Origin of the sequence: Candidatus Pantoea multigeneris, assembly GCF_011752615.1 — a bacterium.
Lineage (GTDB): Bacteria > Pseudomonadota > Gammaproteobacteria > Enterobacterales > Enterobacteriaceae > Pantoea > Pantoea multigeneris.
On sequence record NZ_VWXF01000019.1, the window covers coordinates 1 to 25,852 of the forward strand.

At 52.2% G+C, this 25,852-nt stretch carries 22 protein-coding genes and 1 riboswitch; of the genes, 16 read left to right on the top strand and 6 right to left on the bottom strand.

What is annotated here, in order from left to right:
* The 9 genes from F3J40_RS24270 to rpoC form a co-directional block, all read left to right on the top strand.
* Positions 1 to 152, top strand: a 152-nt coding sequence (locus F3J40_RS24270; RefSeq protein ID WP_084798772.1) for an EF-Tu C-terminal domain-related protein, incomplete at its 5' end; no start/stop codon positions are given.
* A gap of 227 nt (positions 153 to 379) precedes the next feature.
* Positions 380 to 763 (top strand): preprotein translocase subunit SecE, encoded by a 384-nt coding sequence (gene secE / locus F3J40_RS24275; RefSeq protein ID WP_017350062.1) that lies wholly within the window; start codon positions 380 to 382, stop codon positions 761 to 763.
* Position 764: 1 nt separating this feature from the next.
* Positions 765 to 1,310, top strand: a complete 546-nt coding sequence (nusG, locus tag F3J40_RS24280) for a transcription termination/antitermination protein NusG (RefSeq protein WP_007886300.1) — start codon at positions 765 to 767, stop codon at positions 1,308 to 1,310.
* A gap of 148 nt (positions 1,311 to 1,458) precedes the next feature.
* The gene (gene rplK, locus F3J40_RS24285) at positions 1,459 to 1,887 is read left to right on the top strand and encodes a 50S ribosomal protein L11 (protein WP_008108393.1); all 429 of its coding nucleotides are present in this window, start codon (positions 1,459 to 1,461) and stop codon (positions 1,885 to 1,887) included.
* A 3-nt stretch (positions 1,888 to 1,890) separates the two neighbouring features.
* On the top strand, positions 1,891 to 2,595 hold the full coding sequence (rplA, locus tag F3J40_RS24290; protein WP_167018692.1) for a 50S ribosomal protein L1: 705 nt from the start codon (positions 1,891 to 1,893) through the stop codon (positions 2,593 to 2,595).
* A gap of 304 nt (positions 2,596 to 2,899) precedes the next feature.
* Entirely contained in the window at positions 2,900 to 3,397 is a 498-nt protein-coding gene (gene rplJ / locus F3J40_RS24295; protein ID WP_017350064.1) for a 50S ribosomal protein L10, read from the top strand.
* Between the two features lie 66 nt (positions 3,398 to 3,463).
* Positions 3,464 to 3,826, top strand: coding sequence for a 50S ribosomal protein L7/L12 (rplL, locus tag F3J40_RS24300; protein ID WP_026042891.1), 363 nt, complete (start codon positions 3,464 to 3,466; stop codon positions 3,824 to 3,826).
* 327 nt (positions 3,827 to 4,153) lie between these two features.
* The gene (gene rpoB, locus F3J40_RS24305; protein ID WP_167018695.1) at positions 4,154 to 8,182 is read left to right on the top strand and encodes a DNA-directed RNA polymerase subunit beta; all 4,029 of its coding nucleotides are present in this window, start codon (positions 4,154 to 4,156) and stop codon (positions 8,180 to 8,182) included.
* A 78-nt stretch (positions 8,183 to 8,260) separates the two neighbouring features.
* The gene (rpoC, locus tag F3J40_RS24310) at positions 8,261 to 12,481 is read left to right on the top strand and encodes a DNA-directed RNA polymerase subunit beta' (RefSeq protein ID WP_167018697.1); all 4,221 of its coding nucleotides are present in this window, start codon (positions 8,261 to 8,263) and stop codon (positions 12,479 to 12,481) included.
* A 57-nt stretch (positions 12,482 to 12,538) separates the two neighbouring features.
* Here rpoC and F3J40_RS24315 read toward each other — a convergent pair whose 3' ends face one another.
* Positions 12,539 to 12,727 (bottom strand): DUF1127 domain-containing protein, encoded by a 189-nt coding sequence (locus tag F3J40_RS24315; protein WP_167018699.1) that lies wholly within the window; start codon positions 12,725 to 12,727, stop codon positions 12,539 to 12,541.
* Between the two features lie 176 nt (positions 12,728 to 12,903).
* On the opposite strand from F3J40_RS24315, the gene F3J40_RS24320 reads away from it, so the two are divergent.
* On the top strand, positions 12,904 to 14,328 hold the full coding sequence (locus tag F3J40_RS24320) for an aminotransferase-like domain-containing protein (protein WP_167018701.1): 1,425 nt from the start codon (positions 12,904 to 12,906) through the stop codon (positions 14,326 to 14,328).
* A gap of 161 nt (positions 14,329 to 14,489) precedes the next feature.
* Here the strand turns inward: F3J40_RS24320 and thiE are convergent, their stop codons facing one another.
* From thiE to F3J40_RS24335, 3 genes are all read right to left on the bottom strand, one after another.
* On the bottom strand, positions 14,490 to 15,140 hold the full coding sequence (gene thiE / locus F3J40_RS24325; protein WP_017350070.1) for a thiamine phosphate synthase: 651 nt from the start codon (positions 15,138 to 15,140) through the stop codon (positions 14,490 to 14,492).
* 2 nt (positions 15,141 to 15,142) lie between these two features.
* On the bottom strand, positions 15,143 to 17,065 hold the full coding sequence (gene thiC, locus F3J40_RS24330; RefSeq protein ID WP_167018703.1) for a phosphomethylpyrimidine synthase ThiC: 1,923 nt from the start codon (positions 17,063 to 17,065) through the stop codon (positions 15,143 to 15,145).
* 87 nt (positions 17,066 to 17,152) lie between these two features.
* A riboswitch (TPP riboswitch) is annotated at positions 17,153 to 17,253 on the bottom strand.
* A gap of 103 nt (positions 17,254 to 17,356) precedes the next feature.
* A complete protein-coding gene (locus tag F3J40_RS24335) occupies positions 17,357 to 17,863 on the bottom strand; it encodes an Rsd/AlgQ family anti-sigma factor (protein WP_026042892.1) in 507 nt (168 codons plus the stop codon).
* 155 nt (positions 17,864 to 18,018) lie between these two features.
* Here F3J40_RS24335 and nudC point away from each other — a divergent pair, with 155 nt between their 5' ends.
* The 6 genes from nudC (at position 18,019) to F3J40_RS24365 (ending at position 22,423) form a co-directional block, all read left to right on the top strand.
* Complete coding sequence (gene nudC, locus F3J40_RS24340) at positions 18,019 to 18,792, top strand: NAD(+) diphosphatase (protein WP_167018705.1); 774 nt, start codon at positions 18,019 to 18,021, stop codon at positions 18,790 to 18,792.
* 40 nt (positions 18,793 to 18,832) lie between these two features.
* Positions 18,833 to 19,900 (top strand): uroporphyrinogen decarboxylase, encoded by a 1,068-nt coding sequence (hemE, locus tag F3J40_RS24345; RefSeq protein WP_167018707.1) that lies wholly within the window; start codon positions 18,833 to 18,835, stop codon positions 19,898 to 19,900.
* 5 nt (positions 19,901 to 19,905) lie between these two features.
* Positions 19,906 to 20,574 (top strand): deoxyribonuclease V, encoded by a 669-nt coding sequence (gene nfi, locus F3J40_RS24350; protein ID WP_017350075.1) that lies wholly within the window; start codon positions 19,906 to 19,908, stop codon positions 20,572 to 20,574.
* Positions 20,575 to 20,627: 53 nt separating this feature from the next.
* A complete protein-coding gene (locus F3J40_RS24355) occupies positions 20,628 to 21,218 on the top strand; it encodes a YjaG family protein (RefSeq protein WP_167018709.1) in 591 nt (196 codons plus the stop codon).
* Positions 21,219 to 21,406: 188 nt separating this feature from the next.
* Positions 21,407 to 21,679: a nucleoid-associated protein HU-alpha gene (gene hupA, locus F3J40_RS24360; protein WP_002438605.1), complete on the top strand. Its 273-nt coding sequence runs from the start codon at positions 21,407 to 21,409 to the stop codon at positions 21,677 to 21,679.
* Between the two features lie 66 nt (positions 21,680 to 21,745).
* A complete protein-coding gene (locus tag F3J40_RS24365; protein WP_167018711.1) occupies positions 21,746 to 22,423 on the top strand; it encodes a DUF1481 domain-containing protein in 678 nt (225 codons plus the stop codon).
* A 51-nt stretch (positions 22,424 to 22,474) separates the two neighbouring features.
* Here the strand turns inward: F3J40_RS24365 and purD are convergent, their stop codons facing one another.
* Together purD and purH are read right to left on the bottom strand one after the other, a co-directional pair.
* Positions 22,475 to 23,755, bottom strand: coding sequence for a phosphoribosylamine--glycine ligase (purD, locus tag F3J40_RS24370; protein ID WP_167018713.1), 1,281 nt, complete (start codon positions 23,753 to 23,755; stop codon positions 22,475 to 22,477).
* A 19-nt stretch (positions 23,756 to 23,774) separates the two neighbouring features.
* The gene (gene purH, locus F3J40_RS24375; protein ID WP_167018715.1) at positions 23,775 to 25,364 is read right to left on the bottom strand and encodes a bifunctional phosphoribosylaminoimidazolecarboxamide formyltransferase/IMP cyclohydrolase; all 1,590 of its coding nucleotides are present in this window, start codon (positions 25,362 to 25,364) and stop codon (positions 23,775 to 23,777) included.
* Positions 25,365 to 25,852: the final 488 nt, after the last annotated feature.

A 25,852-nucleotide genomic window follows, 5' to 3' on the forward strand; every position in this document is an offset into this window, starting at 1 on the left:
CAGAAGGCGTTGAGATGGTAATGCCAGGCGACAACATCAAAATGGTTGTTACCTTGATCCACCCAATCGCGATGGACCAGGGTCTGCGCTTCGCAATCCGCGAAGGCGGCCGTACCGTTGGTGCAGGTGTTGTTGCTTCAGTTATCGCTTAATTACGATAACAATTGACGCAATGCACATGGAAAGGGCATCATTTGATGCCCTTTTTGCACGCTGTCACATAGAACCTGGCTCATCAGTGATTTTAGGTCATAATCATTGCTGAGACAGGCTCTGGTTTACGGCGTCGGATACCGAGTTATGCCCAAAAGCACATTCGGTTTGGATGCCTCGCCATGCGGGGCAAAATAGTTTCTGAATTATTGTGGCAGGTTGGTTTATGAGTGCGAATACCGAAGCTCAAGGAAGCGGACGCGGCCTGGAAGCAGTCAAATGGCTGGTTGTTGCAGTACTGCTGGTTGTCGCTATTGTAGGCAATTATTACTTCCGTGACATGATGTTAGCGCTGCGCGCTCTGATTGTTGTGGTGATTATTGCGGCGGCAGGTGGCATCGCATTGCTGACGACGAAAGGCAAAGCAACCGTGGCATTTGCGCGTGAAGCAAGAACCGAAATGCGCAAGGTCATCTGGCCGAATCGCCAGGAAACTCTGCATACCACGTTAATCGTTGCCGCGGTTACCGCCGTGATGTCACTGATTTTGTGGGGGCTGGATGGTATTCTGGTCCGTCTGGTATCGTTTATTACTGGCCTGAGGTTCTGAGATGTCTGAAGCTCCAAAAAAACGCTGGTACGTCGTGCAGGCGTTTTCCGGTTTTGAAGCTCGCGTAGCAAAGTCGCTGCACGAGCATATCAAGCTGCACAACATGGAAGAACTGTTTGGTGAAGTCATGGTTCCAACCGAAGAAGTGGTTGAAATCCGTGGTGGCCAGCGTCGTAAAAGCGAACGTAAGTTCTTCCCTGGCTATGTATTAGTCCAGATGGTGATGAACGACGCTAGCTGGCACCTGGTGCGTAGCGTTCCACGCGTGATGGGCTTCATCGGTGGTACTTCCGATCGTCCTGCTCCAATCAGCGATAAAGAAGTCGATGCGATCATGAACCGCCTGCAGCAGGTTGGTGATAAGCCGCGTCCGAAAACACTGTTTGAGCCGGGTGAAATGGTTCGCGTCAGCGATGGTCCGTTTGCCGACTTTAACGGCGTTGTGGAAGAAGTTGACTACGAAAAAAGCCGCCTGAAGGTATCTGTTTCTATCTTTGGTCGTGCAACACCCGTCGAACTCGACTTTGCTCAGGTGGAGAAAGGTTAATCCTTTTGTTCACTTTTTAGCTCTTGCGGAAGGCGCGAAATTTACCTATAATTTCGCGCCTTTTGTTTTTATGCGCTGGCAACAGCGTGTGAATGATTATCACGGGGAGCCTGGTTATCAGGCGCTATAACCCATTTGAGGAAATATCATGGCTAAGAAAGTACAAGCCTACGTTAAGCTGCAGGTTGCAGCTGGTATGGCAAACCCAAGTCCACCGGTTGGTCCAGCTCTGGGTCAGCAGGGTGTTAACATCATGGAATTCTGTAAAGCGTTCAACGCCAAAACAGAATCTCTGGAAAAAGGCCTGCCTACTCCAGTTGTTATCACTGTATACAGCGACCGTTCTTTCACCTTCGTTACCAAAACGCCTCCGGCTGCCGTACTGCTGAAAAAAGCAGCGGGCATCAAGTCTGGTTCTGGTAAGCCGAACAAAGACAAAGTCGGTAAAGTAACTCGTGCTCAGGTACGTGAAATCGCAGAAACCAAAGCTGCGGACATGACTGGTTCTGACGTAGAAGCGATGACTCGCTCTATCGAAGGTACTGCACGTTCCATGGGCCTGGTAGTAGAGGATTAAGAAATGGCTAAGCTGACCAAGCGCATGAGCGTAATCCGTGACAAAGTTGATGCGACCAAGCAGTACGACATCATCGAAGCTATTGCTCTGCTGAAAGAACTGGCAACTGCTAAGTTCGTTGAAAGCGTTGACGTTGCTGTTAACCTCGGCATCGACGCACGTAAATCTGATCAGAACGTTCGTGGTGCGACCGTTCTGCCACACGGTACTGGTCGTTCAGTACGTGTAGCTGTATTTACCCAAGGCGCAAACGCAGAAGCTGCTAAAGCAGCTGGCGCTGAGCTGGTAGGTATGGAAGATCTGGCTGACCAGATCAAAAAAGGCGAAATGAACTTTGACGTTGTTATCGCATCTCCAGATGCAATGCGCGTTGTTGGCCAGTTGGGCCAGGTTCTGGGTCCACGTGGCCTGATGCCAAACCCGAAAGTTGGTACTGTAACTCCTAACGTTGCTGAAGCAGTGAAAAACGCTAAAGCAGGTCAGGTTCGTTATCGTAACGACAAAAACGGTATCATCCACACTACCATCGGTAAAGTGGACTTCGATGCTGACAAACTGAAAGAAAACCTGGAATCTCTGCTGGTTGCGCTGAAAAAAGCTAAACCTTCACAGGCGAAAGGCGTGTACATCAAGAAAGTTAGCATCTCTACCACCATGGGCGCCGGCGTTGCCGTTGACCAGGCTGGTCTGAGCGCAGCAGCAAACTAATTGCTGCTTGAAATGGGTGAAAAATTCATCTAGAATTTTCGCCCATTGTTCTGCTTAGGCAGAAACGCTTAAAGAATTTAGGTTGGAGCCAGGCCATATCCTGGCCTCCGTCCAAGACCGCAGGAGCTGAGTGCTTTCGGGCACAACGCTTAATCCCCTGCGTAGACGGTGACAGAACCAAAAAGAATATTTTCTTAGCTGGATTCTGCTCACCGTGTTTCAGCGCTTATCCCGTTTCGGCGGGATTAAGTGAAGTGAGTTCGGAGAAATCCTTCTCCGGTCAAAAATCCAGGAGCAAAAGCTAATGGCATTAAATCTTCAAGACAAACAAGCGATTGTTGCTGAAGTCAGCGAAGTAGCCAAAGGCGCGCTTTCAGCGGTTGTTGCGGATTCCCGTGGCGTTACCGTTGATAAAATGACCGAACTGCGTAAAGCAGGTCGTGAAGCTGGCGTTTACATGCGTGTTGTTCGTAACACCCTGCTGCGCCGCGTCGTTGAAGGAACTCAGTTTGAGATCCTGAAAGACACGTTTGTTGGTCCGACCCTGATTGCATACTCTATGGAACACCCGGGCGCTGCTGCTCGTCTGTTCAAAGAGTTCGCGAAAGCGAATGCAAAATTCGAGGTCAAAGCTGCAGCCTTTGAAGGTGAGCTGATCACGGCGGCCAATATTGACCGTCTGGCAACTCTGCCGACTTACGAAGAAGCACTGGCACGTCTGATGTCGACCATGAAAGAAGCCGCTGCCGGCAAACTGGTCCGCACTCTGGCTGCTGTTCGCGATGCAAAAGAAGCGGCTTAAGGCCAAATTCTTTTCCTTCGTACTTGCTAACGTATAAATTTTCACTGATTCTTAGGAACTATTGTAATGTCTATCACTAAAGATCAAATTCTGGAAGCAGTAGCAGCTATGTCCGTAATGGAAGTAGTTGAGCTGGTTTCTGCTATGGAAGAAAAATTCGGTGTTTCTGCTGCTGCTGCTGTAGCTGTTGCTGCAGGCCCGGCTGAAGCTGCTGAAGAAAAAACTGAGTTCGACGTTGTGCTGAAAGCAGCTGGCGCGAACAAAGTAGCAGTAATCAAAGCAGTTCGTACTGCAACTGGTCTGGGCTTGAAAGAAGCTAAAGACCTGGTTGAAGCTACCGGTGTTATCAAAGAAGGCATCAGCAAAGATGACGCAGCTGCTCTGGAAGCACTGCTGAAAGAAGCTGGCGCTGAAGTTGAAGTTAAGTAAGACAACCTTAGGGTTGCAGCCTGAGTAACATCGGGCTGAGGCTGGTGACTTTTTGGTCACCAGCCTTTTTGCGCTACAGGGGAACGATGGCGTTTCGCACTGTTTGTCCATTGTTTCTCCTCAATATTTTTTTCTATCGACGCCTTAATATATCGCTGTCCTGCTAAGGTTCCCTGCCTGGCAACGGTGATGAAATGATTTAAGAGTGATAGAAAGACGTATTGCATGGGGTGCACCGCATCGCATGAAAAACAAAATAGTGTTGCATGAACTGTCCTTTTCAGGACGGACAGCGTGGTTCGACATGTCAGCTAGCTGAGGAACCCTATGGTTTACTCCTATACCGAGAAAAAACGTATTCGTAAGGATTTTGGTAAACGTCCACAAGTTCTGGACATACCTTATCTCCTTTCTATCCAGCTTGACTCGTTCCAGAAGTTTATCGAGCAAGATCCAGAAGGCCAGTACGGTCTGGAAGCAGCCTTCCGTTCCGTATTCCCGATCTCAAGCTACAGCGGCAGCTCAGAGCTGCAGTATGTCAGCTACCGTTTGGGTGAGCCTGTCTTTGACGTGACAGAATGTCAGATCCGTGGCGTGACCTACTCGGCACCGCTGCGCGTGAAACTGCGTCTGGTGATCTATGAGCGCGAAGCGCCAGAAGGCACCGTTAAAGACATTAAAGAACAAGAAGTCTACATGGGTGAAATTCCACTCATGACCGACAACGGTACCTTTGTAATCAATGGTACTGAGCGTGTTATCGTTTCTCAGCTGCACCGTAGTCCTGGCGTGTTCTTTGATAGCGATAAGGGTAAAACGCACTCTTCCGGTAAAGTGCTGTATAACGCACGCATCATCCCTTACCGTGGTTCATGGCTCGACTTCGAGTTCGATCCAAAAGACAACCTGTTCGTCCGTATTGACCGTCGCCGTAAGCTGCCGGCCAGTATCATCCTGCGCGCGCTGAACTACACCACTGAACAAATCCTCGATCTGTTCTTTGATAAAGTCGTGTATGAAATCCGCGATAACAAGCTGCAGATGGAACTGGTGCCTGAGCGCCTGCGTGGTGAAACCGCGAGCTTCGATATCGAAGCCAACGGCAACGTCTACGTTGAGAAAGGTCGTCGTATTACTGCGCGCCACATTCGCCAGCTGGAAAAAGATGGTATCCAGCATATCGAAGTGCCGGTTGAATATATCGCCGGTAAAGTGGTGTCCAAAGATTACATCGATGAAAACACCGGTGAGCTGATTGTTCCTGCGAACATGGAGCTGTCACTGGATGTACTGGCTAAACTGAGCCAGTCTGGCCACAAGCGCATCGAAACGCTGTTCACCAACGATTTGGATCACGGCCCATACATTTCAGAGACCCTGCGTGTTGACCCAACCAACGATCGCCTGAGCGCGCTGGTTGAGATCTACCGTATGATGCGTCCTGGTGAGCCACCAACGCGTGAAGCAGCAGAAAACCTGTTCGAGAACCTGTTCTTCTCAGAAGATCGTTACGATCTCTCTGCGGTTGGCCGCATGAAGTTCAACCGTTCACTGCTGCGTGATGAAATCGAAGGTTCAGGCATCCTGAGCAAAGATGACATCATCCAGGTGATGAAGAAGCTGATCGGCATTCGTAACGGTATTGGCGAAGTCGATGATATCGACCACCTCGGCAACCGTCGTATCCGTTCAGTCGGTGAGATGGCTGAGAACCAGTTCCGTGTTGGCCTGGTACGTGTTGAGCGTGCAGTTAAAGAGCGTCTGTCTCTGGGCGACCTCGATACGCTGATGCCACAGGACATGATCAACGCTAAGCCAATTTCGGCGGCGGTGAAAGAGTTCTTCGGTTCTAGCCAGCTGTCACAGTTTATGGACCAGAACAACCCGTTGTCTGAGATCACGCACAAGCGTCGTATCTCTGCTCTGGGCCCAGGCGGTCTGACCCGTGAACGCGCAGGCTTCGAAGTGCGAGACGTACACCCAACCCACTACGGTCGTGTATGCCCAATCGAAACGCCTGAAGGTCCGAACATCGGTCTGATCAACTCCCTTTCTGTTTACGCGCAGACTAACGAATACGGCTTCCTTGAGACTCCGTATCGTCGCGTTGTTGACGGTAAAGTGAGTGACGAAATTCATTACCTCTCTGCAATTGAAGAGGGTAACTACGTTATCGCTCAGGCGAACACCAACCTTGCTGAAGATGGTAGCTTTGTTGACGATCTCGTCACCTGCCGTAGCAAAGGTGAGTCAAGCCTGTTCAGCCGCGACCAGGTTGACTACATGGACGTTTCGACCCAACAGGTCGTTTCTGTCGGTGCGTCCCTGATCCCGTTCCTGGAACACGATGATGCTAACCGCGCCTTGATGGGTGCGAACATGCAACGTCAGGCAGTACCAACCCTGCGCGCTGATAAGCCGCTGGTAGGTACTGGTATGGAACGTGCAGTAGCGGTTGACTCCGGTGTTACTGCTGTAGCGAAACGTGGCGGTACCGTTCAGTACGTTGATGCTTCTCGTATCGTTATCAAAGTTAACGAAGATGAGATGTATCCGGGCGAAGCGGGTATCGACATCTATAACCTGACCAAATACACCCGTTCTAACCAGAACACCTGTATCAACCAGATGCCTTGCGTATCTCTGGGTGAGCCAGTTGAACGTGGTGATGTGCTGGCTGATGGCCCGTCTACCGACCTCGGTGAACTGGCGTTGGGTCAGAACATGCGCGTGGCATTCATGCCATGGAACGGTTACAACTTCGAAGACTCCATCCTCGTATCAGAGCGTGTAGTTCAGGAAGATCGTTTCACCACTATCCACATCCAGGAACTGGCATGTGTGTCTCGTGACACCAAGCTGGGGCCAGAAGAGATCACTGCAGATATCCCGAACGTAGGTGAAGCTGCACTCTCCAAACTGGATGAATCCGGTATCGTGTATATCGGTGCGGAAGTGACCGGTGGCGACATTCTGGTTGGTAAGGTAACACCAAAAGGTGAAACCCAGCTGACCCCAGAAGAGAAGCTGCTGCGTGCGATCTTCGGTGAGAAAGCGTCTGACGTTAAAGACTCTTCTCTGCGCGTTCCAAACGGTGTTTCCGGTACGGTTATCGACGTACAGGTCTTCACCCGTGATGGCGTAGAAAAAGACAAGCGCGCGCTGGAAATCGAAGAGATGCAGCTGAAGCAGGCTAAGAAAGACCTGTCTGAAGAACTGCAGATCCTCGAAGCGGGCCTGTTCAACCGTATCAAGGCAGCACTGATCTCTGGTGGCGTAGAAGCGGACAAGCTGGATAAGCTGCCACGCGAGCGCTGGCTGGAGCTGGGTCTGACCGACGAAGAGAAGCAAAACCAGCTGGAGCAGCTGGCCGAGCAGTACGACGAACTGAAGCACGAGTTTGAGAAAAAACTCGAAGCTAAGCGTCGTAAGATCACCCAAGGCGACGACCTGGCACCTGGCGTGCTGAAGATCGTTAAAGTGTATCTGGCCGTTAAACGTCAGATCCAGCCTGGTGACAAGATGGCAGGTCGTCACGGTAACAAAGGTGTTATCTCTAAGATCAACCCGATCGAAGATATGCCTTACGATGAGAACGGTACGCCGGTCGACATCGTACTGAACCCGCTGGGCGTACCGTCACGTATGAACATCGGTCAGATTCTGGAAACCCACCTGGGGATGGCAGCTAAAGGCATCGGTGAGAAGATCAACGCGATGCTGAAGAAGCAGGAAGAAGTTGCCAAACTGCGTGAGTTCATCCAGCGTGCTTACGATCTGGGCACTGATGTGCGTCAGAAAGTTGATCTGAACACCTTCACTGACGATGAAGTTCTGCGTCTGGCTGAGAACCTGAAAAAAGGTATGCCAATCGCAACGCCAGTGTTCGATGGTGCGAAAGAGAGCGAAATCAAAGAGCTGCTGCAGCTCGGCGGCCTGCCTTCTTCTGGTCAGATCACCCTGTTCGACGGCCGTACCGGTGAGCAGTTCGAGCGTCAGGTAACCGTAGGTTACATGTACATGCTGAAACTGAACCACCTGGTTGACGACAAAATGCACGCACGTTCTACCGGCTCTTACAGCCTCGTTACTCAGCAGCCGCTGGGTGGTAAGGCGCAGTTCGGTGGTCAGCGCTTCGGTGAGATGGAAGTGTGGGCACTGGAAGCATACGGTGCTGCATATACCCTGCAGGAAATGCTGACTGTTAAGTCTGATGACGTGAATGGCCGTACGAAGATGTATAAAAACATCGTCGATGGCAACCATCAGATGGAACCAGGCATGCCGGAATCCTTCAACGTATTGTTGAAAGAGATCCGCTCGCTGGGTATCAACATCGAGCTGGAAGACGAGTAAGTACTCGCAAGTACTGGTTACGGGACGCGCACTTAAGGTGTGCGTCCCTGAGAGTTCCACTCCGACGGGAGCTAATCCGTGAAAGACTTACTTAAGTTTCTGAAAGCGCAAACTAAGACCGAAGAGTTTGATGCGATCAAAATTGCTCTGGCCTCGCCAGACATGATCCGTTCATGGTCTTTTGGTGAAGTTAAAAAGCCAGAAACCATTAACTACCGTACCTTCAAACCGGAGCGTGACGGTCTGTTCTGCGCCCGTATCTTTGGGCCGGTAAAAGATTACGAATGCCTGTGCGGTAAGTACAAGCGTTTGAAACATCGCGGTGTGATCTGTGAGAAGTGTGGCGTTGAAGTTACACAGACCAAGGTTCGCCGTGAGCGCATGGGCCACATTGAACTGGCTTCTCCAACTGCGCACATTTGGTTCCTGAAATCACTGCCTTCGCGTATCGGCTTGCTGCTGGATATGCCACTGCGTGATATCGAGCGCGTACTGTACTTCGAATCTTATGTTGTGATCGAAGGCGGTATGACCAACCTGGAAAAACGTCAGATTCTGACCGAAGAGCAGTACCTTGACGCGCTGGAAGAGTTCGGTGACGAATTCGACGCGAAGATGGGTGCGGAAGCTATCCAGGCGCTGCTGAAAAACATGGATCTGGAGCAAGAGTGCGAGCAGCTGCGTGAAGAGCTGAACGAAACCAACTCCGAGACCAAACGTAAAAAGCTGACCAAGCGTATCAAGCTGCTGGAAGCGTTCGTACAGTCTGGTAACAAGCCAGAGTGGATGATCCTGACCGTTCTGCCGGTTCTGCCGCCAGATCTGCGTCCGCTGGTACCGCTGGATGGTGGTCGTTTCGCAACGTCGGATCTGAACGATCTGTATCGTCGCGTTATCAACCGTAACAACCGTCTGAAGCGTCTGCTCGATCTGGCTGCGCCAGATATCATCGTACGTAACGAAAAACGTATGCTGCAGGAAGCGGTAGATGCCTTGCTGGATAACGGCCGTCGCGGTCGTGCCATCACTGGCTCTAACAAACGTCCTCTGAAATCTTTGGCCGACATGATCAAAGGTAAGCAGGGTCGTTTCCGTCAGAACCTGTTGGGTAAACGTGTTGACTACTCTGGCCGTTCTGTAATCACCGTAGGTCCATACCTGCGTCTGCATCAGTGTGGTCTGCCGAAGAAAATGGCACTGGAGCTGTTCAAACCGTTCATCTACGGCAAGCTGGAACTGCGTGGCCTCGCGACCACCATCAAAGCTGCTAAGAAAATGGTTGAGCGTGAAGAAGCTGTCGTTTGGGATATCCTGGATGAAGTTATCCGCGAACACCCAGTACTGCTGAACCGTGCACCAACCCTGCACCGTTTGGGTATTCAGGCATTCGAACCTGTTCTGATCGAAGGTAAAGCGATCCAGCTGCACCCGCTGGTTTGTGCGGCATATAACGCCGACTTCGATGGTGACCAGATGGCAGTTCACGTACCGCTGACGCTGGAAGCTCAGCTGGAAGCGCGTGCGCTGATGATGTCTACCAACAACATCCTGTCACCTGCGAACGGCGAGCCAATCATCGTTCCTTCTCAGGACGTTGTACTGGGTCTGTACTACATGACCCGTGACAAAGTAAACGCGCGCGGCGAAGGCATGGTACTGACCGGCCCGAAAGAAGCTGAGCGTGTGTATCGCGCTGGCCTGGCCGAGCTGCATGCACGCGTTAAAGTGCGTATTACTGAATACAGCAAAAATGAACAAGATGAGTTCGTTGCGAAAACCAGCTTAATCGACACCACCATTGGTCGTTCGATTCTGTGGATGATCGTACCGAAAGGTCTGCCTTACTCTATCGTCAACCAGGCGTTAGGTAAGAAAGCTATCTCCAAGATGCTGAACACCTGTTACCGCATCCTGGGCCTGAAGCCGACCGTTATCTTTGCTGACCAGACCATGTACACCGGCTTTGCTTACGCAGCCCGTTCAGGTGCCTCTGTAGGTATCGACGACATGGTTATCCCGGCTAAGAAAGCGGAAATCATCAACGAAGCGGAAGCTGAAGTTGCTGAGATTCAGGAACAGTTCCAGTCTGGTCTGGTAACTGCTGGCGAACGTTACAACAAAGTCATCGATATCTGGGCCGCAGCGAACGAACGCGTTTCCAAAGCGATGATGGACAACCTGCAAACTGAAACTGTGATCAACCGTCACGGTGAAGAAGAGCAGCAGGTGTCGTTCAACAGCATCTACATGATGGCCGACTCCGGTGCACGTGGTTCTGCAGCTCAGATTCGTCAGCTGGCAGGTATGCGTGGTCTGATGGCTAAGCCAGATGGCTCAATCATCGAAACGCCAATCACCGCGAACTTCCGCGAAGGTCTGAACGTACTCCAGTACTTCATCTCGACGCACGGTGCGCGTAAAGGTCTTGCGGATACCGCACTGAAAACCGCTAACTCCGGTTATCTGACGCGTCGTCTGGTAGACGTTGCGCAGGACCTGGTGGTTACCGAAGACGACTGTGGCACATTCGAAGGCATCATGATGACTCCGGTCATCGAAGGTGGCGACGTTAAAGAGCCACTGCGTGAGCGTGTACTGGGTCGTGTAACGGCTGAAGACGTGCTGAAGCCAGGTACTGCTGACATCCTGATCCCGCGTAACACGCTGATCGATGAGCACTGGTGTGATGTTGTCGAAGTGAACTCTGTTGATGCGATTAAAGTACGTTCTGTTGTAGGTTGTGAAACCGACTTCGGCGTATGTGCACACTGCTACGGTCGCGACCTGGCTCGTGGTCACATCATCAACAAAGGTGAGGCCATCGGCGTTATCGCAGCACAGTCCATCGGTGAGCCGGGTACACAGCTGACGATGCGTACGTTCCACATCGGTGGTGCGGCATCTCGTGCGGCTGCTGAATCCAGCATTCAGGTGAAGAACAAAGGTACCATCAAGCTGACCAACGCGAAGTCTGTAACCAACTCCTCCGGGAAACTGGTTATCGTCTCTCGTAACGTTGAGCTGAAAATGATCGACGAATTCGGTCGTACCAAAGAGAGCTATAAAGTTCCTTACGGTGCGGTGATGGCTAAAGGTGATGGCGAGCAGGTTGCAGCGGGCGAAACCGTAGCAAACTGGGATCCACACACCATGCCAGTTATCACCGAAGTGGGCGGTTTCATTCGCTTCACTGACATGATCGACGGTCAGACCATTACCCGTCAGACTGATGACCTTACCGGTCTGTCATCTCTGGTGGTACTGGACTCTGCAGAACGTACTGCAGGTGCTAAAGATCTGCGTCCTGCGCTGAAAATTGTTGATGCTAACGGGAACGATGTTCTGATCCCAGGTACCGACATGCCAGCACAGTACTTCCTGCCGGGCAAAGCGATTGTTCAACTGGAAGATGGCGTTAAGATCAGTGCTGGTGACACCTTGTCACGTGTTCCGCAGGAATCTGGCGGTACCAAGGACATCACCGGTGGTCTGCCACGCGTTGCTGACCTGTTCGAAGCGCGTCGTCCGAAAGAGCCAGCAATCCTGGCGGAGATCAGCGGTATTATCTCCTTCGGTAAAGAGACCAAAGGCAAGCGTCGTCTGGTAATCACCCCAGTTGATGGTAGCGATCCGTACGAAGAGATGATTCCGAAATGGCGTCAGCTGAACGTATTCGAAGGTGAACGTGTAGAACGTGGTGACGTTGTTTCTGACGGCCCAGAGTCTCCACACGACATCCTGCGTCTGCGTGGCGTCCATGCGGTTACACGTTACATCACTAACGAAGTGCAGGAAGTTTACCGTCTGCAAGGCGTTAAGATTAACGATAAACACATCGAAGTCATCGTGCGTCAGATGCTGCGTAAAGCAACCATCGTTAGCGCAGGTGGTACAGACTTCCTGGAAGGTGAGCAGGCTGAATACTCCCGCATCAAGATCTCTAACCGTGAACTTGAAGCGAACGGCAAAGTTGGCGCAACGTTTATGCGCGATCTGCTGGGTATCACCAAAGCGTCACTGGCAACCGAATCGTTCATCTCTGCTGCATCGTTCCAGGAGACCACTCGTGTCCTGACCGAAGCTGCAGTAGCAGGTAAGCGCGATGAACTGCGCGGCCTGAAAGAGAACGTAATCGTAGGTCGTCTGATCCCAGCGGGTACTGGTTATGCTTACCACCAGGATCGTATGCGTCGCCGCTCTGCGGGCGAAGCACCGGTTGCACCGCAGGTGACTGCGGATGAAGCCTCTGCGAGCCTGGCTGAGTTGCTGAACGCCGGTCTTGGCGGCAACGACGATTAATCGTCAGCCTTACTAATAAAAAACCCTGCCTCGGCAGGGTTTTTTTATGGCTGCGATTCAGCGCCAGCGTTCAACATCACTGCGTGACATACCAATATCTTTCAGCTGCTGATCGTTGAGCTGCGACAAAATAGCGGCAGTTTCTCGCCGCGCACGCCATTGCTTAAATGCAGTTAGCAGCGCGCGAATTACGGTTAGTGGCGTAACCGAGGATGGCTTACCAGAGCGGTTTTGATCAAATTCCATGGCGATGACCTCAATGTTTTACCCGGACTCCAGTGTGCGTCTTTGACCGAAAAGGATACAGATACAAAAATCAGCTTTTACAACCAGTACAGACCGGTGATAAAACAGTCTGAATGGTGATTTTTGTCGCCATCTGTACTGGTTGAATCAAGGAGTACGGCTTACGAGGGCATGCAATGACACGTTATCAACATCTGGCTACGCTGCTGGCGCAGCGTATAGAGCAGGGGCTGTATCGGAGCGGCGAGCGTTTGCCTTCTATTCGTAGCCTCAGTGAAGAGCACGGCGTCAGCATCAGTACAGTCCAGCAGGCGTATTACCTGTTAGAAGAGAAACAGCTCATCCATTCACAACCGCGCTCGGGCTATTTTGTTGCCAGCCGCAAAGCCGTGCCACCGGTTCCTGCGCTTTCAAAACCGGTACAGCGCCCCGTCGAAATTTCACAATGGGATGAAGTGCTGGATTTACTCAGCGGGCGGATGGAAACCGACATGCTGTTATTGGGAAATGGTTCGCCAGATCTGACCCAGCCAACGTTAAAACCACTCTGGAAGATCCTGAGCCGACAGGCGCAGAAGCAGGATCCACGCATACTGGCTTATGACAGCATTGTCGGGTGCCTGCCGTTGCGTGAGCAGGTGGCGCGTATTGCCATTGATAGCGGCTGCCAGCTTGGACCGGATGATATTGTGATAACCAACGGTTGCCACGAGGCGATCTCCGTGGCTATCCGTGCGGTGTGCGAACCAGGCGATATCATTGCCGTTGAGTCGCCTTCATTTCACGGCATTATGCAGGCGCTGCGTGGTTTCGGTATCCGCGCCATCGAGATCCCCACCGATGCGGTGACGGGCATGAGTATCGAAGCACTGGAGCTGGCCTTTGATCAGTGGCCGATAAAGGCCGTGATTGTGGTACCCAACTGCAACAATCCCATGGGCTTTATCATGCCGGAAGCACGCAAGCGGGCGCTGCTGGCGCTGGTGCAGCGCTTTGATGCGGCGATTATTGAAGATGACGTCTATGCCGAACTCGCATGGGAATACCCGCGCCCCGTGAGCATTAAATCACTGGATGTCGATGGACGGGTATTGCTGTGCAGTTCGGTATCAAAAACCCTGGCCCCCGGTTTACGCGTAGGTTGGGTCGCACCGGGTCGCTATCGCGATCGGGTCATTCATATGAAATACATCGTGACCGGATCGACCGTGACGCAAACACAATATGCCGTGGCTGAGTTTATCCGTCAGGGCTATTACCAGCCCCATCTCCGCCGGATGCGGCAAATTTATCAGCGTAACTATGAAACCTTCAGCTGCTGGGTGCGGCACTATTTTCCCTGTGGTATTTGCGTATCGCGTCCGCAGGGCGGATTTTTAATGTGGATTGAGTTGCCAGAGGCATTTGATGCGGTATTACTCAACCGTGAGCTGCGAGCTTCAGGGATACAAGTGGTGGTAGGTTCTCTGTTCTCTGCTTCAGGAAAATACCGCAACTGTCTGCGGCTTAACTTTACATTCCCTCTCGATGCGCGAACTGAGCAGGCTGTGGCTTTGGTGGGAGCGGCTGTGGAGCGAGCAATAGCCTCCTGTGCTGCATAGCGAGAAAGGCAGGGCCGAAAAGGAGAAGCTATCAGCCCTGGTCAGACGCGGAGTTGCCTGACGCCAGCAACATTAAGTTGATCACCGACTACGCACTAGCTGTTGATTCACGAGGTGCGTAGTGGTTTCCAGCTAACTTGTGCGCCAGTGCAACAATTACATCACCCCTGTGCGACAGGTTCCTGATTCTCTGGTTCAGCCAGTGCCAGCAGGGTGGCCGTGGCGGCACGCCAGTCTTCAGCCTGAGTAATCGCACTCACTACCGCAATGCTTCCTACGCCTGTGGCCAGCACTTCTGGCGCACGCGCGATAGAAATACCGCCGATGGCAACGGTCGGAATATGTTGCAGCCGTGACAGGTGGCGCTTAAGTTCCACCAGGCCTTGCGGTTCCGATGGCATATCTTTGGTCTGGGTCGGGAAGATATGGCCCAGTGCAATGTAGGATGGCTGGATCGCTAGCGCGCGGTCCAGCTCGGCATCGTCATGGGTCGAAATCCCTAAACGCAGCCCCGCAGCGCGGATCGCATCCAGATCTGCCACGTCGAGATCTTCCTGCCCCAGATGGACACCATAAGCCTGGTGGCGCACCGCGAGCTGCCAGTAGTCATTGATAAACAGCCGTGCCTGATACTGTTTGCCCAATGCGATGGCTTCCCGGATCGCCGGTTCGACATCCTCATCCTGACGATCTTTCACGCGTAGCTGGATCGTGCGTACGCCAGCTTCTAGCAGGCGGGCGATCCATTCAACGCTGTCCACAACCGGATACAGTCCCAGGACTGGTGCGGTGGAGGGAAAAGGGGCACTCATACTTATTCCTCGTTTAGGGCATCGGCTGGGTGATACAGCTCGCTGCCGCGACTGCGAAACGCATCGGACATCCTTGCCATGCCAATTTCGATAGGTTTTGCCGCAGCTTCCTGCTGCGCTGCATATTCACGGACTTCCTGCGTAATCTTCATTGAGCAGAATTTGGGTCCACACATAGAGCAGAAATGTGCCACTTTGCCAGATTCTTGCGGCAGTGTTTCGTCATGATAGGCGCGGGCAGTGTGCGGGTCGAGTGCCAGATTAAACTGATCTTCCCAACGGAATTCAAAACGCGCTTTGGACATCGCGTTATCACGAATTTGCGCGCCCGGATGGCCTTTCGCCAAATCGGCGGCGTGGGCGGCAATTTTATAGGTGATCAGCCCTTGCTTCACATCCTCTTTATTCGGTAAACCCAGATGTTCTTTCGGGGTGACGTAACACAGCATGGCACAACCAAACCAGCCGATCATGGCGGCACCAATTCCTGAGGTGAAGTGATCGTAGCCAGGGGCTATGTCAGTGGTTAACGGGCCAAGGGTATAGAACGGCGCCTCATGGCAATGCTCAAGTTGTTCCGTCATATTGCGGCGGATCATCTGCATCGGCACATGTCCCGGCCCCTCGATCATCACCTGAACATCATACTCCCAGGCAATCTTTGTCAGCTCTCCAAGCGTATGCAGCTCGGCAAACTGTGCTTCGTCATTGGCATCCTGAATGGATCCAGGACGCAGGCCATCACCCAGTGATAGCGAAACATCATACGCCGCGCAGATTTCACAAATTTCGCGGAAATGCTGATAGAGGAAACTCTCTTTATGATGTGAAAGGCACCACTTCGCCATAATTGAGCCGCCACGAGAAACAATACCAGTCAGACGTTTGGCGGTCATTGGCACATAGCGCAGCAGGACTCCGGCATGAATAGTAAAGTAATCGACGCCCTGTTCAGCCTGTTCCAGCAGAGTATCGCGGAACACTTCCCAGTTAAGATCTTCCGCTACGCCGTTGACCTTTTCCAGCGCCTGATAAATCGGCACTGTACCAATAGGAACGGGGCTGTTACGCAAGATCCACTCTCGGGTTTCATGGATGTAGCGACCGGTTGAAAGGTCCATCACGGTATCCGCGCCCCAACGGGTTGACCACACCAGCTTTTCTACCTCTTCTTCAATGGAAGACGTGACGGCAGAGTTTCCGATGTTAGCGTTGACCTTAACCAGGAAATTGCGACCAATAATCATGGGCTCAGATTCGGGATGGTTAATGTTGGCGGGGATAATTGCACGTCCGGCGGCCACTTCCTCACGCACGAACTCAGCAGTGATATTCTCGGGGAGATGCGCACCGAAGCTGTGACCCGGATGCTGTTGCAGCAGCACTTCACCACGAATCCGTTCGCGACCCATATTTTCACGCAGCGCAATATATTCCATCTCCGGGGTGACGATGCCGAGGCGAGCGTAATGAAGCTGTGTCACGCAGCGTCCGGCTTTTGCCCGGCGAGGCTGTGGCAGATGTTCAAACCGCAAATGGTCTAAGCCATCATCGGCTAAGCGTTGTTGCGTGTAGACCGAGCTGATCTGCTCGAGAGTTTCACTGTCATCACGCTGTGTTATCCAGCGTGCGCGCAGCTTATGCAGTCCACGATGGACATCAATCTGCGCATCAGGATCGCCATAAGGCCCCGCGGTGTCATACACCGGCACTGCCTCGTTATCTTCAAACTGAGGCTCACTTTTACTGCCGCCGACCAGTGTCGGGCTGAGCTGAATCTCACGCATAGGCACGCGAATATCAGGCTGGCTACCGGTGATCCAGATACGTTTAGAGTTAGGGAAGGCCGATCCGCCTTTGAGTGAGTCGATAAATTCTTGCGCCTGGGCGCGCTGTTCACGGCGGTTTGTTTTCGATACAGACATAGCAATTTCCATCTAAAAGGGAAGTTTGCTTGTCCGGAGTCCGGAAGGAGTAACAGCAACAGCAGGCGATAAAGTGCCGCTGCACTGATGAATTTTACTCTTGTTCCCTTCGCAGGTATTAGCCTGATCAGGTTCCGCGGATCCCGAATTAACGGTCTCAGCCCCGGGGGGCACTCCGACAAGATAAAACGCTCAGGCCTTAGCGCTGAACGACTTCGCGTTGATACTGCAAAGCCCCTTCAGCATAAAAGGCCTTTTTAATAATAACAAGCATTTTACATTTGCTGTTTTTTAAGCTGGGCGTGCCATATCGTTTGCATTGGCAACCGGGGCACTTGCCAACTGATTATCCCAGGCCAACTGCACGAGCTTATCTTCCAGCGTAAAGCGGGCTTCCAGTACTTCTCCCACTTCTGAAAGTGCCTGCTGAAAAGTCATGCAGTTATCATCAGTAATCGACTGCTGCAGATGACCGTCATACAGCTGCATCAAATGTTCGGTGTTGCGTTCCAGCTGAGGATAAATTTGCGCAGCAGCAATCAATGGGCTGTCGCCTTGCATCTCACTGATGATGCGCTCATAAACACTGAAGTGGCCCGCTGAGAGGTAATCCACCAGCCCGTGACAGAAGCTATCCAGCGCTTGTTCATCCAGCGCCGTTAAGGACTCTTTATTGGGTTTAATACCGACAAGATGATAGTACGACACCAGTAACTGGCGGCGGGCTTCCAGCCACGCATCGACCAGTTCGTTACTGCCACCTACGCGATCGGTCAGGTCATTTAACTGGTTAAGCATTAGAGGCTCCGGATTGTTTATTTTCCCGATCATTGCAGAGTGCTGGCGCAGTGCTATCTGCTTGCCTGCAACCCAAAATAATTAGGGTATAGTGATTTACACACTAACATCAGGACTTCAGCGTCAACATACGACGCATAAGGATGACGATTTATATGCAACGTGAGATCTCAAGCGTAGACGCTGGATGGTGGGTTGTCAGCCAGGAAAACAAACTTTGGCTGCCGCATGGTGAGCTGCCGCAGGGGCCTGCAAGTGCATTCAATTTAGTGGGAAGTCTTGGCATGCCTATCGGCGAGTGGCAAGGCGAAACGGTATGGCTGGTGTGTGAATCCCGCCCTGACAATATGGCTTCAGCACGTCAGCTGATCAATGAAGATGTGAAACTGTTTCAGTTGGCGGGCCGTGGGGTGCAGCTGGCGGAGTTTTATCGTTCGCATCGCTGGTGTGGCTACTGTGGTCATGAAATGCACCATAGTAAGCGTGAGTTTGCCTGCCTGTGTAGTCACTGTCGTGAACGCTATTACCCACAGATCGCACCTTGTGTGATTGTGGCTATCCGGCGTGGGGATGAAATCCTGTTAGCCAATCACACTAACCATCGTAACAATGTTTATACCGTGCTGGCCGGCTTTGTCGAGGTGGGTGAGACGCTGGAACAAGCGGTGGCGCGCGAAGTGATGGAAGAGAGCAATGTGCAGGTAAAAAACGTGCGCTATGTTACCTCTCAGCCCTGGCCGTTCCCTCAATCACTGATGACGGCGTTTATGGCTGAATATGCCGGCGGCGATCTCAAAATTGATGGTAAAGAGCTACAGGATGCGGGCTGGTATCGCTTTGATCAACTCCCTCAGCTACCACCGCCAGGCACGGTTGCTCGCCGATTGATTGAAGATACTGTCGCCATCTGCCGCGCCGAGAGTTCATGAAAATGCTACACTGCGCGTCTGAGACAGAGAGAGCCCAAAAATGAGTGAACTGAAGAACGATCGTTATCTGCGTGCCCTGTTACGTCAGCCGGTGGATACCACCCCAGTATGGATGATGCGACAAGCAGGCCGCTATTTACCGGAATACAAAGCCACCCGCGCTGAAGCCGGTGATTTTATGTCGCTGTGCAAAAATGCTGAACTGGCCTGTGAGGTGACGCTGCAACCGCTGCGCCGCTTCCCACTGGATGCGGCAATCCTCTTCAGTGATATTCTCACCGTCCCCGATGCCATGGGGCTGGGACTCTATTTTGAAACGGGTGAAGGCCCACGCTTCGAGCGCCCAATTACTTGCCGCGCCGATGTTGACCGCCTCCCGGTCCCCGATCCTGAGCAGGAACTGGGCTATGTGATGAATGCCGTGCGCACGATCCGCCGTAATCTGAAAGGCGAAGTGCCACTGATTGGTTTCTCCGGTAGCCCGTGGACTTTGGCCACCTACATGGTTGAAGGCGGCAGCAGCAAAGCGTTCACGAAAATCAAAAAGATGATGTTTGCTGAACCCGCAACGCTGCATGCGCTGCTGGATAAACTGGCTGACAGCGTCATTCTGTACCTCAATGCCCAAATCCGTGCTGGCGCACAGTCAGTCATGATTTTTGATACCTGGGGCGGCGTGCTGTCAGGCCGTGATTACCGCGAATTTTCGCTGTACTACATGCATAAAATCGTCGACAGCTTGTTGCATGAAAATGACGGTCGCCGTGTACCGGTTACGCTGTTCACTAAAGGTGGCGGGCAGTGGCTGGAAGCGATGGCGGATACCGGCTGTGATGCATTAGGCCTGGACTGGACGACGGATATCGCCGATGCTCGCCGTCGCGTGGGCCACCGTGTGGCGCTGCAAGGCAACATGGACCCTTCAATGTTGTATGCTCCACCGGCGCGCATCGAAGAAGAGGTTGCCACTATTCTTGCTGGCTTCGGCAGCGGGGAAGGGCATGTATTCAACCTCGGACACGGTATTCACCTTGATGTGCCGCCGGAAAATGCCGGTGTGTTCATTGAGGCCGTGCATCGTTTGTCTAAGCCTTATCATCAGGCATAAACGTGGTGGATATCGCTGCCTTGCGAGCTGAGCAGATGCGTTGCGCTGCTCAGGTAGTACGGGAAGATGACTTTGACGTCCTGCCCCCACGCTGGATCGGTGGGGCTGATGTCGGTTTCGAGCAGGGCGGCGAAATTACACGTGCAGCGTTGGTTATTTTAGAATATCCCTCGCTGCGGCTGGTTGAGTATCAGGTGGCACGTATTGCCACCACCCTGCCATACATCCCTGGCTTTCTTTCCTTCCGTGAATATCCCGCATTATTAGCCGCATGGTCTCAGCTACAGCAGAAGCCCGACCTCCTGTTTGTGGATGGTCATGGCATTGCACATCCACGCCGGCTCGGTGTTGCAGCGCATTTTGGCTTGATGGTGGATGTGCCCACGATTGGTGTCGCTAAAAAGCGGCTATGTGGCCGCTGCGATGAGCTTGAGTCAACAGTCGGGGCCTGTGTTCCACTGCATGATAAAGGCGAACAGATTGGCTGGGTGTGGCGCAGCAAAGCCCGCTGCAACCCTTTGTTTATCTCGACGGGGCATCGGGTCAGCCAAAATAGTGCGCTTTACTGGACACAAAATGTCACCCAAGGTTATCGTCTTCCGGAACCTACCCGCTGGGCAGATGCTGTTGCCTCGCAACGTCCTGCATTTCAACGCTGGCAACACGCGCTTTAACGCAGGCTTTGCGGTACACTGCCGCCAGAGAAATATAGTGAAGAGCATTCGCCATGTTACAAAACCCTGTTCATTTACGCCTTGCAAAGCTGGAAAGCTGGCAACATGTGACTTTTATGGCTTGCCTGTGCGAGCGCATGTTCCCTAATTACTGGGCTTTTTGTCAGCAAACGGAATTCGCTGACCCGGCACTTTATCGCCGCATCCTTGATTTAATCTGGGAATCGCTGACGGTTAAAGATGCCAAGATTAATTTTGATAGCCAGCTTGAGAAGCTGGAGTCAGCCATCCCTGATGGTGATGATTTTGATGTGTACGGTGTCTACCCAGCCATTGATGCTTGTGTCGCATTGAGTGAGTTAGTTCATGCGCAGCTCAGCGGTGAAACCCTGGAACATGCCATTGAGGTCAGCCGGACGTCAGTGACCACTGTCGCAATCCTGGAAATGACGCAGGCTGGGCGCGAAATGAGCGATGAAGAGCTGCGGGAAAACCAGGCTGTGATCGACGAATGGGACCAGCAATGGGAGATTTTCCGCCTGCTCGCAGAGTGCGAAGAACGCGACCTGGAATTGATTAAAGGGTTACGTTCAGACCTGCGAGAAGATGGAATCAGTAACATCGGTATAAATTTCCACCAGTAAGGCGAGAAAACGTGACTTCAGGCCCGAATTACCGCGCCTGGAGGCTTCACATTGGCCCCCTGTCTGGTCTACATTTGGGGGGCTGAAAATTGTGGCTATCGGTGCGTGCAGGCTGAAGGGTGCCAGAATATGGCGTTTCACTCGCACTCGTTGCTTAGCAAGCGATAAATACACTTTAAGGATAACATATGAACAAGACTCAACTGATTGATGTGATCGCGGATAAAGCGGACCTGTCAAAAACCCAGGCTAAAGCAGCACTGGAATCAACTCTGGCTGCGATCACTGAGTCTCTTAAAGAGGGTGATGCTGTACAACTGGTTGGTTTTGGTACTTTTAAAGTGAACCACCGCGCTGAGCGTACCGGTCGCAACCCGCAGACTGGTAAAGAGATCAAAATCGCAGCGGCTAACGTACCAGCATTCGTTTCAGGTAAAGCCCTGAAAGACGCTGTTAAATAAGCCACCCGCTGGGTTAGGTTATTTATGGGGGCGGTTTTCGCCCCTTTTGTATTTTAAGGGGCTGCTATGCTAACTCGAGCAACTCAGCGCTATTTTCCCCTGCTTTTCTCCTTGTTACTCACGGCCTGTAGTTCTCACCCGAAAATACCTCCTTTCACCGCCAGCGGATATTTAGCCGATCGTGGAACCGTGCGTATCTGGCGTCTGAACGATGACGACCAAAGTATTCATTTGCGCGCCGTCTATACCCCGTTTACCGGTGATAGTCGTGAAGTGACCGATTATAGCTGGCACGAAAATCAACTCGTCAGCTTACGCAAAACACTAAATGGCAAACAGCCTGACGACGTTACTCTCCGTTTTGATCATGCTGGCGCCCTGAGCTTTATGCAGCGCCAACTTGCTGGGCAGCGCGAAGCGGTGAGTCCGGAAAGTGTCGAGCTCTATAAGTTTGATGCCGATCGCCTGTTAAAGGCGAGCAATGCATTACTTAACGGTCAGGTATGGTTAAAACAGGGGCACTGGCTCGGTGATGGGCAAGTCCGGAGCTGTGAAGGTCAAATCATTAAGCCAGCATTCACGGACAGCGATCGCCGTTACGTGTTGCAGGAGCAGGCTCGGTTGCAAACGCCGTTAATGGTTGCATGGCTGGAAGCGCCTCAAGGCGTACAATTGATTTGGTATAGCGCTCAGGATGAGTGTAGCTGGCAACCGACGGCAGAAGATCTTGCTAAGAATGAATGATGTCAGGGCAGAAGAGAGAAACTGGCCCAGCGATTGCCGGGCCAGGTGATATTACTTGCGGTTAATAGCGCGATAGCCAATATCACGACGGCAGAAGCTGCCCTGCCATGAAATGTTCTGCGCCAGAGCGTAGGCATTTTTCTGCGCTGCTGCGACATCTTCGCCGAGAGCAGTTACGCACAACACGCGACCACCGCTGGTTACCACGTTGTTATCCTGCATTTTGGTGCCGGCATGGAATACCTTACCCTCCGCGGATTCACCTTCAGGCAGACCATTGATAACGTCACCCGTCGAGTAATCACCAGGATAACCACCCGCAGCCAGTACGACTCCCAGTGAAGGACGTGGATCCCACTGCGAATCTTTTTGATCCAGCGTACCATCACAACCCGCCAGGCATAATTCGACCAGATCGGACTGCAGACGCAGCATGATTGGCTGAGTTTCTGGATCGCCGAAGCGGCAGTTAAACTCAATCACCTTAGGCTGGCCTGACTTATCGATCATCAGACCGGCATACAGGAAGCCGGTGTAGGTATTACCTTCTGCTTTCATGCCGTTAACCGTTGGCCAGATGATCTGATCCATGACGCGCTGATGGATCTCATCGGTTACCACCGGAGCTGGTGAGTAAGCACCCATACCGCCAGTATTTGGGCCGGTATCGCCATCACCTACGCGTTTATGGTCCTGGCTGGTAGCCATTGGCAGCACATTGTCGCCATCGACCATAACAATAAAGCTGGCTTCTTCGCCATCGAGGAACTCTTCGATAACAATACGGTGGCCTGCGTCACCAAACGCATTCCCTGCCAGCATGTCCTGCACGGCATCTTCAGCTTCTTGTAACGTCATGGCGACGATCACGCCTTTACCAGCCGCAAGACCATCCGCTTTAATGACAATAGGCGCGCCTTTCTCGCGCAGGTAGGCCAGCGCAGGTTCGACTTCGGTAAAATTCTGGTATTCCGCCGTTGGGATCTGCTGGCGCGCCAGGAAATCTTTGGTGAAGGCTTTGGAGCCTTCCAACTGGGCTGCTGCCTGAGTTGGGCCAAAAATTTTCAGACCCGCAGCGCGGAAGGTATCAACCACGCCAATCACCAGCGGCGCTTCCGGGCCAACGATGGTCAGATCGATATTTTCGCGCTGGGCGAATGCCAACAGTGCTGGAACATCGGTCGCGCTGATTGCAACGTTTTCCAGTGCCGGTTCCAGTGCTGTACCCGCATTACCCGGCGCAACAAAGACTTTATCGGCCAGTGGCGACTGTGCTGCTTTCCATGCCAGCGCGTGCTCACGTCCACCATTACCAATGACTAAAATTTTCATCTTAAGAGGCTCCAGAGGATTAATGGCGGAAATGGCGCATGTCGGTGAAGATCATGGCAATGCCGTGTTCATTTGCAGCCGCGATCACTTCTTCATCACGAATAGAACCACCTGGCTGAATAACGCAGGTCACGCCAACCGCTGCCGCAGCATCAATACCATCACGGAACGGGAAGAAAGCATCGGAAGCCATTGCTGAGCCTTTCACTTCCAAACCTTCATCACCGGCTTTAATACCTGCAATTTTAGCGGAGTAAACACGGCTCATCTGGCCTGCACCTATACCGATGGTCATATTGTCACGGGCATAGACGATGGCGTTGGACTTCACGAATTTAGCCACTTTCCAGCAGAACAGCGCATCACGCAGTTCCTGCTCGGTTGGCTGGCGCTGGCTTACTACGCGCAGCTGGCTGGCATCAACCATGCCCAAATCGCGGTCCTGTACTAACAAGCCGCCATTTACACGTTTGAAATCCAGACCGCTGATGCGGTTCTGCCATTTGCCGCAAATCAGCACGCGCACGTTCTGTTTGCTTGCAGTGACTTTCAGTGCAGCTTCACTCGCGGAAGGGGCAATGATCACCTCAACAAACTGACGGCTAACGATGGCTTGCGCAGTGGCTTCGTCCAGCTCTTCATTAAAAGCAATAATGCCGCCGAAAGCAGACGTTGGATCGGTTTTGTAAGCACGCTCGTAAGCTTCCAGAATAGAATCGCCTACGGCTACGCCACAAGGGTTGGCATGCTTAACGATAACGCAAGCTGGCTGGGTGAACTCTTTCACGCACTCAAGCGCAGCATCGGTATCTGCGATGTTGTTGTAAGAGAGTGCTTTACCCTGCACTTGCTGTGCAGTAGCCACTGAAGCTTCAGCAACATTCTCTTCTATATAGAAGGCAGCATCCTGATGGCTGTTTTCACCGTAACGCATATCCTGCTTCTTAATGAAGTTCAGGTTCAGCGTACGTGGGAAGCGACCAGCAGGTTCTTTGCTTTCGCTGTGGTATGCAGGCACCAGGCTACCGAAGTAGTTAGCAATCATGCTGTCATAGGCGGCGGTGTGTTCGAAGGCTTTGATCGCCAGGTCGAAACGGGTTTCCAGCGTCAACGAATTTTCGTTAGCATCCAGCTCCGCAATAATTGCCTCGTAGTCGCTGCTCTTCACGACAATGGCAACGTCTTTATGGTTCTTCGCTGCTGAGCGCACCATCGTTGGGCCACCGATATCGATATTTTCAACCGCATCTTCCAGTGAGCACCCTTCACGAGCCACAGTCTGTGCAAATGGATAAAGGTTTACGACCACCATGTCGATTGGGCTGATAGCGTGCTGCGCCATGATGGCATCATCCTGACCGCGGCGGCCAAGAATACCGCCATGCACTTTAGGGTGCAGAGTCTTGACGCGTCCATCCATCATTTCCGGGAAGCCGGTGTAGTCAGAAACTTCAGTGACGGGCAGGCCTGCATCAGCCAGCAAGCGTGCAGTACCGCCAGTGGAGAGCAGCTCAACACCACGGTTAGAGAGTGCCTGAGCAAATTCGAGGATGCCTGCTTTATCTGAGACACTCAGAAGAGCACGGCGTACAGGACGACGTTGTTGCATGGTGGTTATATCCCTTGGCTTTGTTTCGCATAAATAAGAGCGTTACATCAAGCTTAGCTCTCTTCTATATAGAGAAAAGATACCTGCTTCAGGTAACGCCCCAAAAAAGGGGCATCCTTACGTCGCGGGGCATTGTAGCGAAAACGTTTGCGTGTTGCTCGTCTAAATTCATATTGCAAGACGAATGTGGATAAGTTTGTGCGTAACTACGTATAAGCACGGCTTTTGCTGTGGAATGCAGCGAACGGTATTTTTTTATGAAATTAGCCCTTGTCAGCCCGGAAGAACTGCCTATAATGCGCAACCACTGAGACGGCAAAGCGGAAACGCAAACGACTCAGCAGGGCGTGAAGTGATTCACCCCGCCAGAGAAAAATACTGAAAAAAGTGTTTGACTCTGAAGGAGGAAAGCGTAATATACGCCACCTCGCAACAGCAAGCTAACGCGCTGATTGCACTGCTCTTTAACAATTTATCAGACAATCTGT

Bases quoted from the DNA above. Each gene is read 5' to 3' on its own strand.
- secE (WP_017350062.1), top strand. From the start codon at position 380: ATGAGTGCGAATACCGAAGCTCAAGGAAGCGGACGCGGCCTGGAAGCA.
- nusG (WP_007886300.1), top strand. From the start codon at position 765: ATGTCTGAAGCTCCAAAAAAACGCTGGTACGTCGTGCAGGCGTTTTCC.
- rplK (WP_008108393.1), top strand. From the start codon at position 1,459: ATGGCTAAGAAAGTACAAGCCTACGTTAAGCTGCAGGTTGCAGCTGGT.
- rplA (WP_167018692.1), top strand. From the start codon at position 1,891: ATGGCTAAGCTGACCAAGCGCATGAGCGTAATCCGTGACAAAGTTGAT.
- rplJ (WP_017350064.1), top strand. From the start codon at position 2,900: ATGGCATTAAATCTTCAAGACAAACAAGCGATTGTTGCTGAAGTCAGC.
- rplL (WP_026042891.1), top strand. From the start codon at position 3,464: ATGTCTATCACTAAAGATCAAATTCTGGAAGCAGTAGCAGCTATGTCC.
- rpoB (WP_167018695.1), top strand. From the start codon at position 4,154: ATGGTTTACTCCTATACCGAGAAAAAACGTATTCGTAAGGATTTTGGT.
- F3J40_RS24315 (WP_167018699.1), bottom strand. From the start codon at position 12,727: ATGGAATTTGATCAAAACCGCTCTGGTAAGCCATCCTCGGTTACGCCA.
- F3J40_RS24320 (WP_167018701.1), top strand. From the start codon at position 12,904: ATGACACGTTATCAACATCTGGCTACGCTGCTGGCGCAGCGTATAGAG.
- thiE (WP_017350070.1), bottom strand. From the start codon at position 15,140: ATGAGTGCCCCTTTTCCCTCCACCGCACCAGTCCTGGGACTGTATCCG.
- thiC (WP_167018703.1), bottom strand. From the start codon at position 17,065: ATGTCTGTATCGAAAACAAACCGCCGTGAACAGCGCGCCCAGGCGCAA.
- F3J40_RS24335 (WP_026042892.1), bottom strand. From the start codon at position 17,863: ATGCTTAACCAGTTAAATGACCTGACCGATCGCGTAGGTGGCAGTAAC.
- nudC (WP_167018705.1), top strand. From the start codon at position 18,019: ATGCAACGTGAGATCTCAAGCGTAGACGCTGGATGGTGGGTTGTCAGC.
- hemE (WP_167018707.1), top strand. From the start codon at position 18,833: ATGAGTGAACTGAAGAACGATCGTTATCTGCGTGCCCTGTTACGTCAG.
- F3J40_RS24355 (WP_167018709.1), top strand. From the start codon at position 20,628: ATGTTACAAAACCCTGTTCATTTACGCCTTGCAAAGCTGGAAAGCTGG.
- hupA (WP_002438605.1), top strand. From the start codon at position 21,407: ATGAACAAGACTCAACTGATTGATGTGATCGCGGATAAAGCGGACCTG.
- F3J40_RS24365 (WP_167018711.1), top strand. From the start codon at position 21,746: ATGCTAACTCGAGCAACTCAGCGCTATTTTCCCCTGCTTTTCTCCTTG.
- purD (WP_167018713.1), bottom strand. From the start codon at position 23,755: ATGAAAATTTTAGTCATTGGTAATGGTGGACGTGAGCACGCGCTGGCA.
- purH (WP_167018715.1), bottom strand. From the start codon at position 25,364: ATGCAACAACGTCGTCCTGTACGCCGTGCTCTTCTGAGTGTCTCAGAT.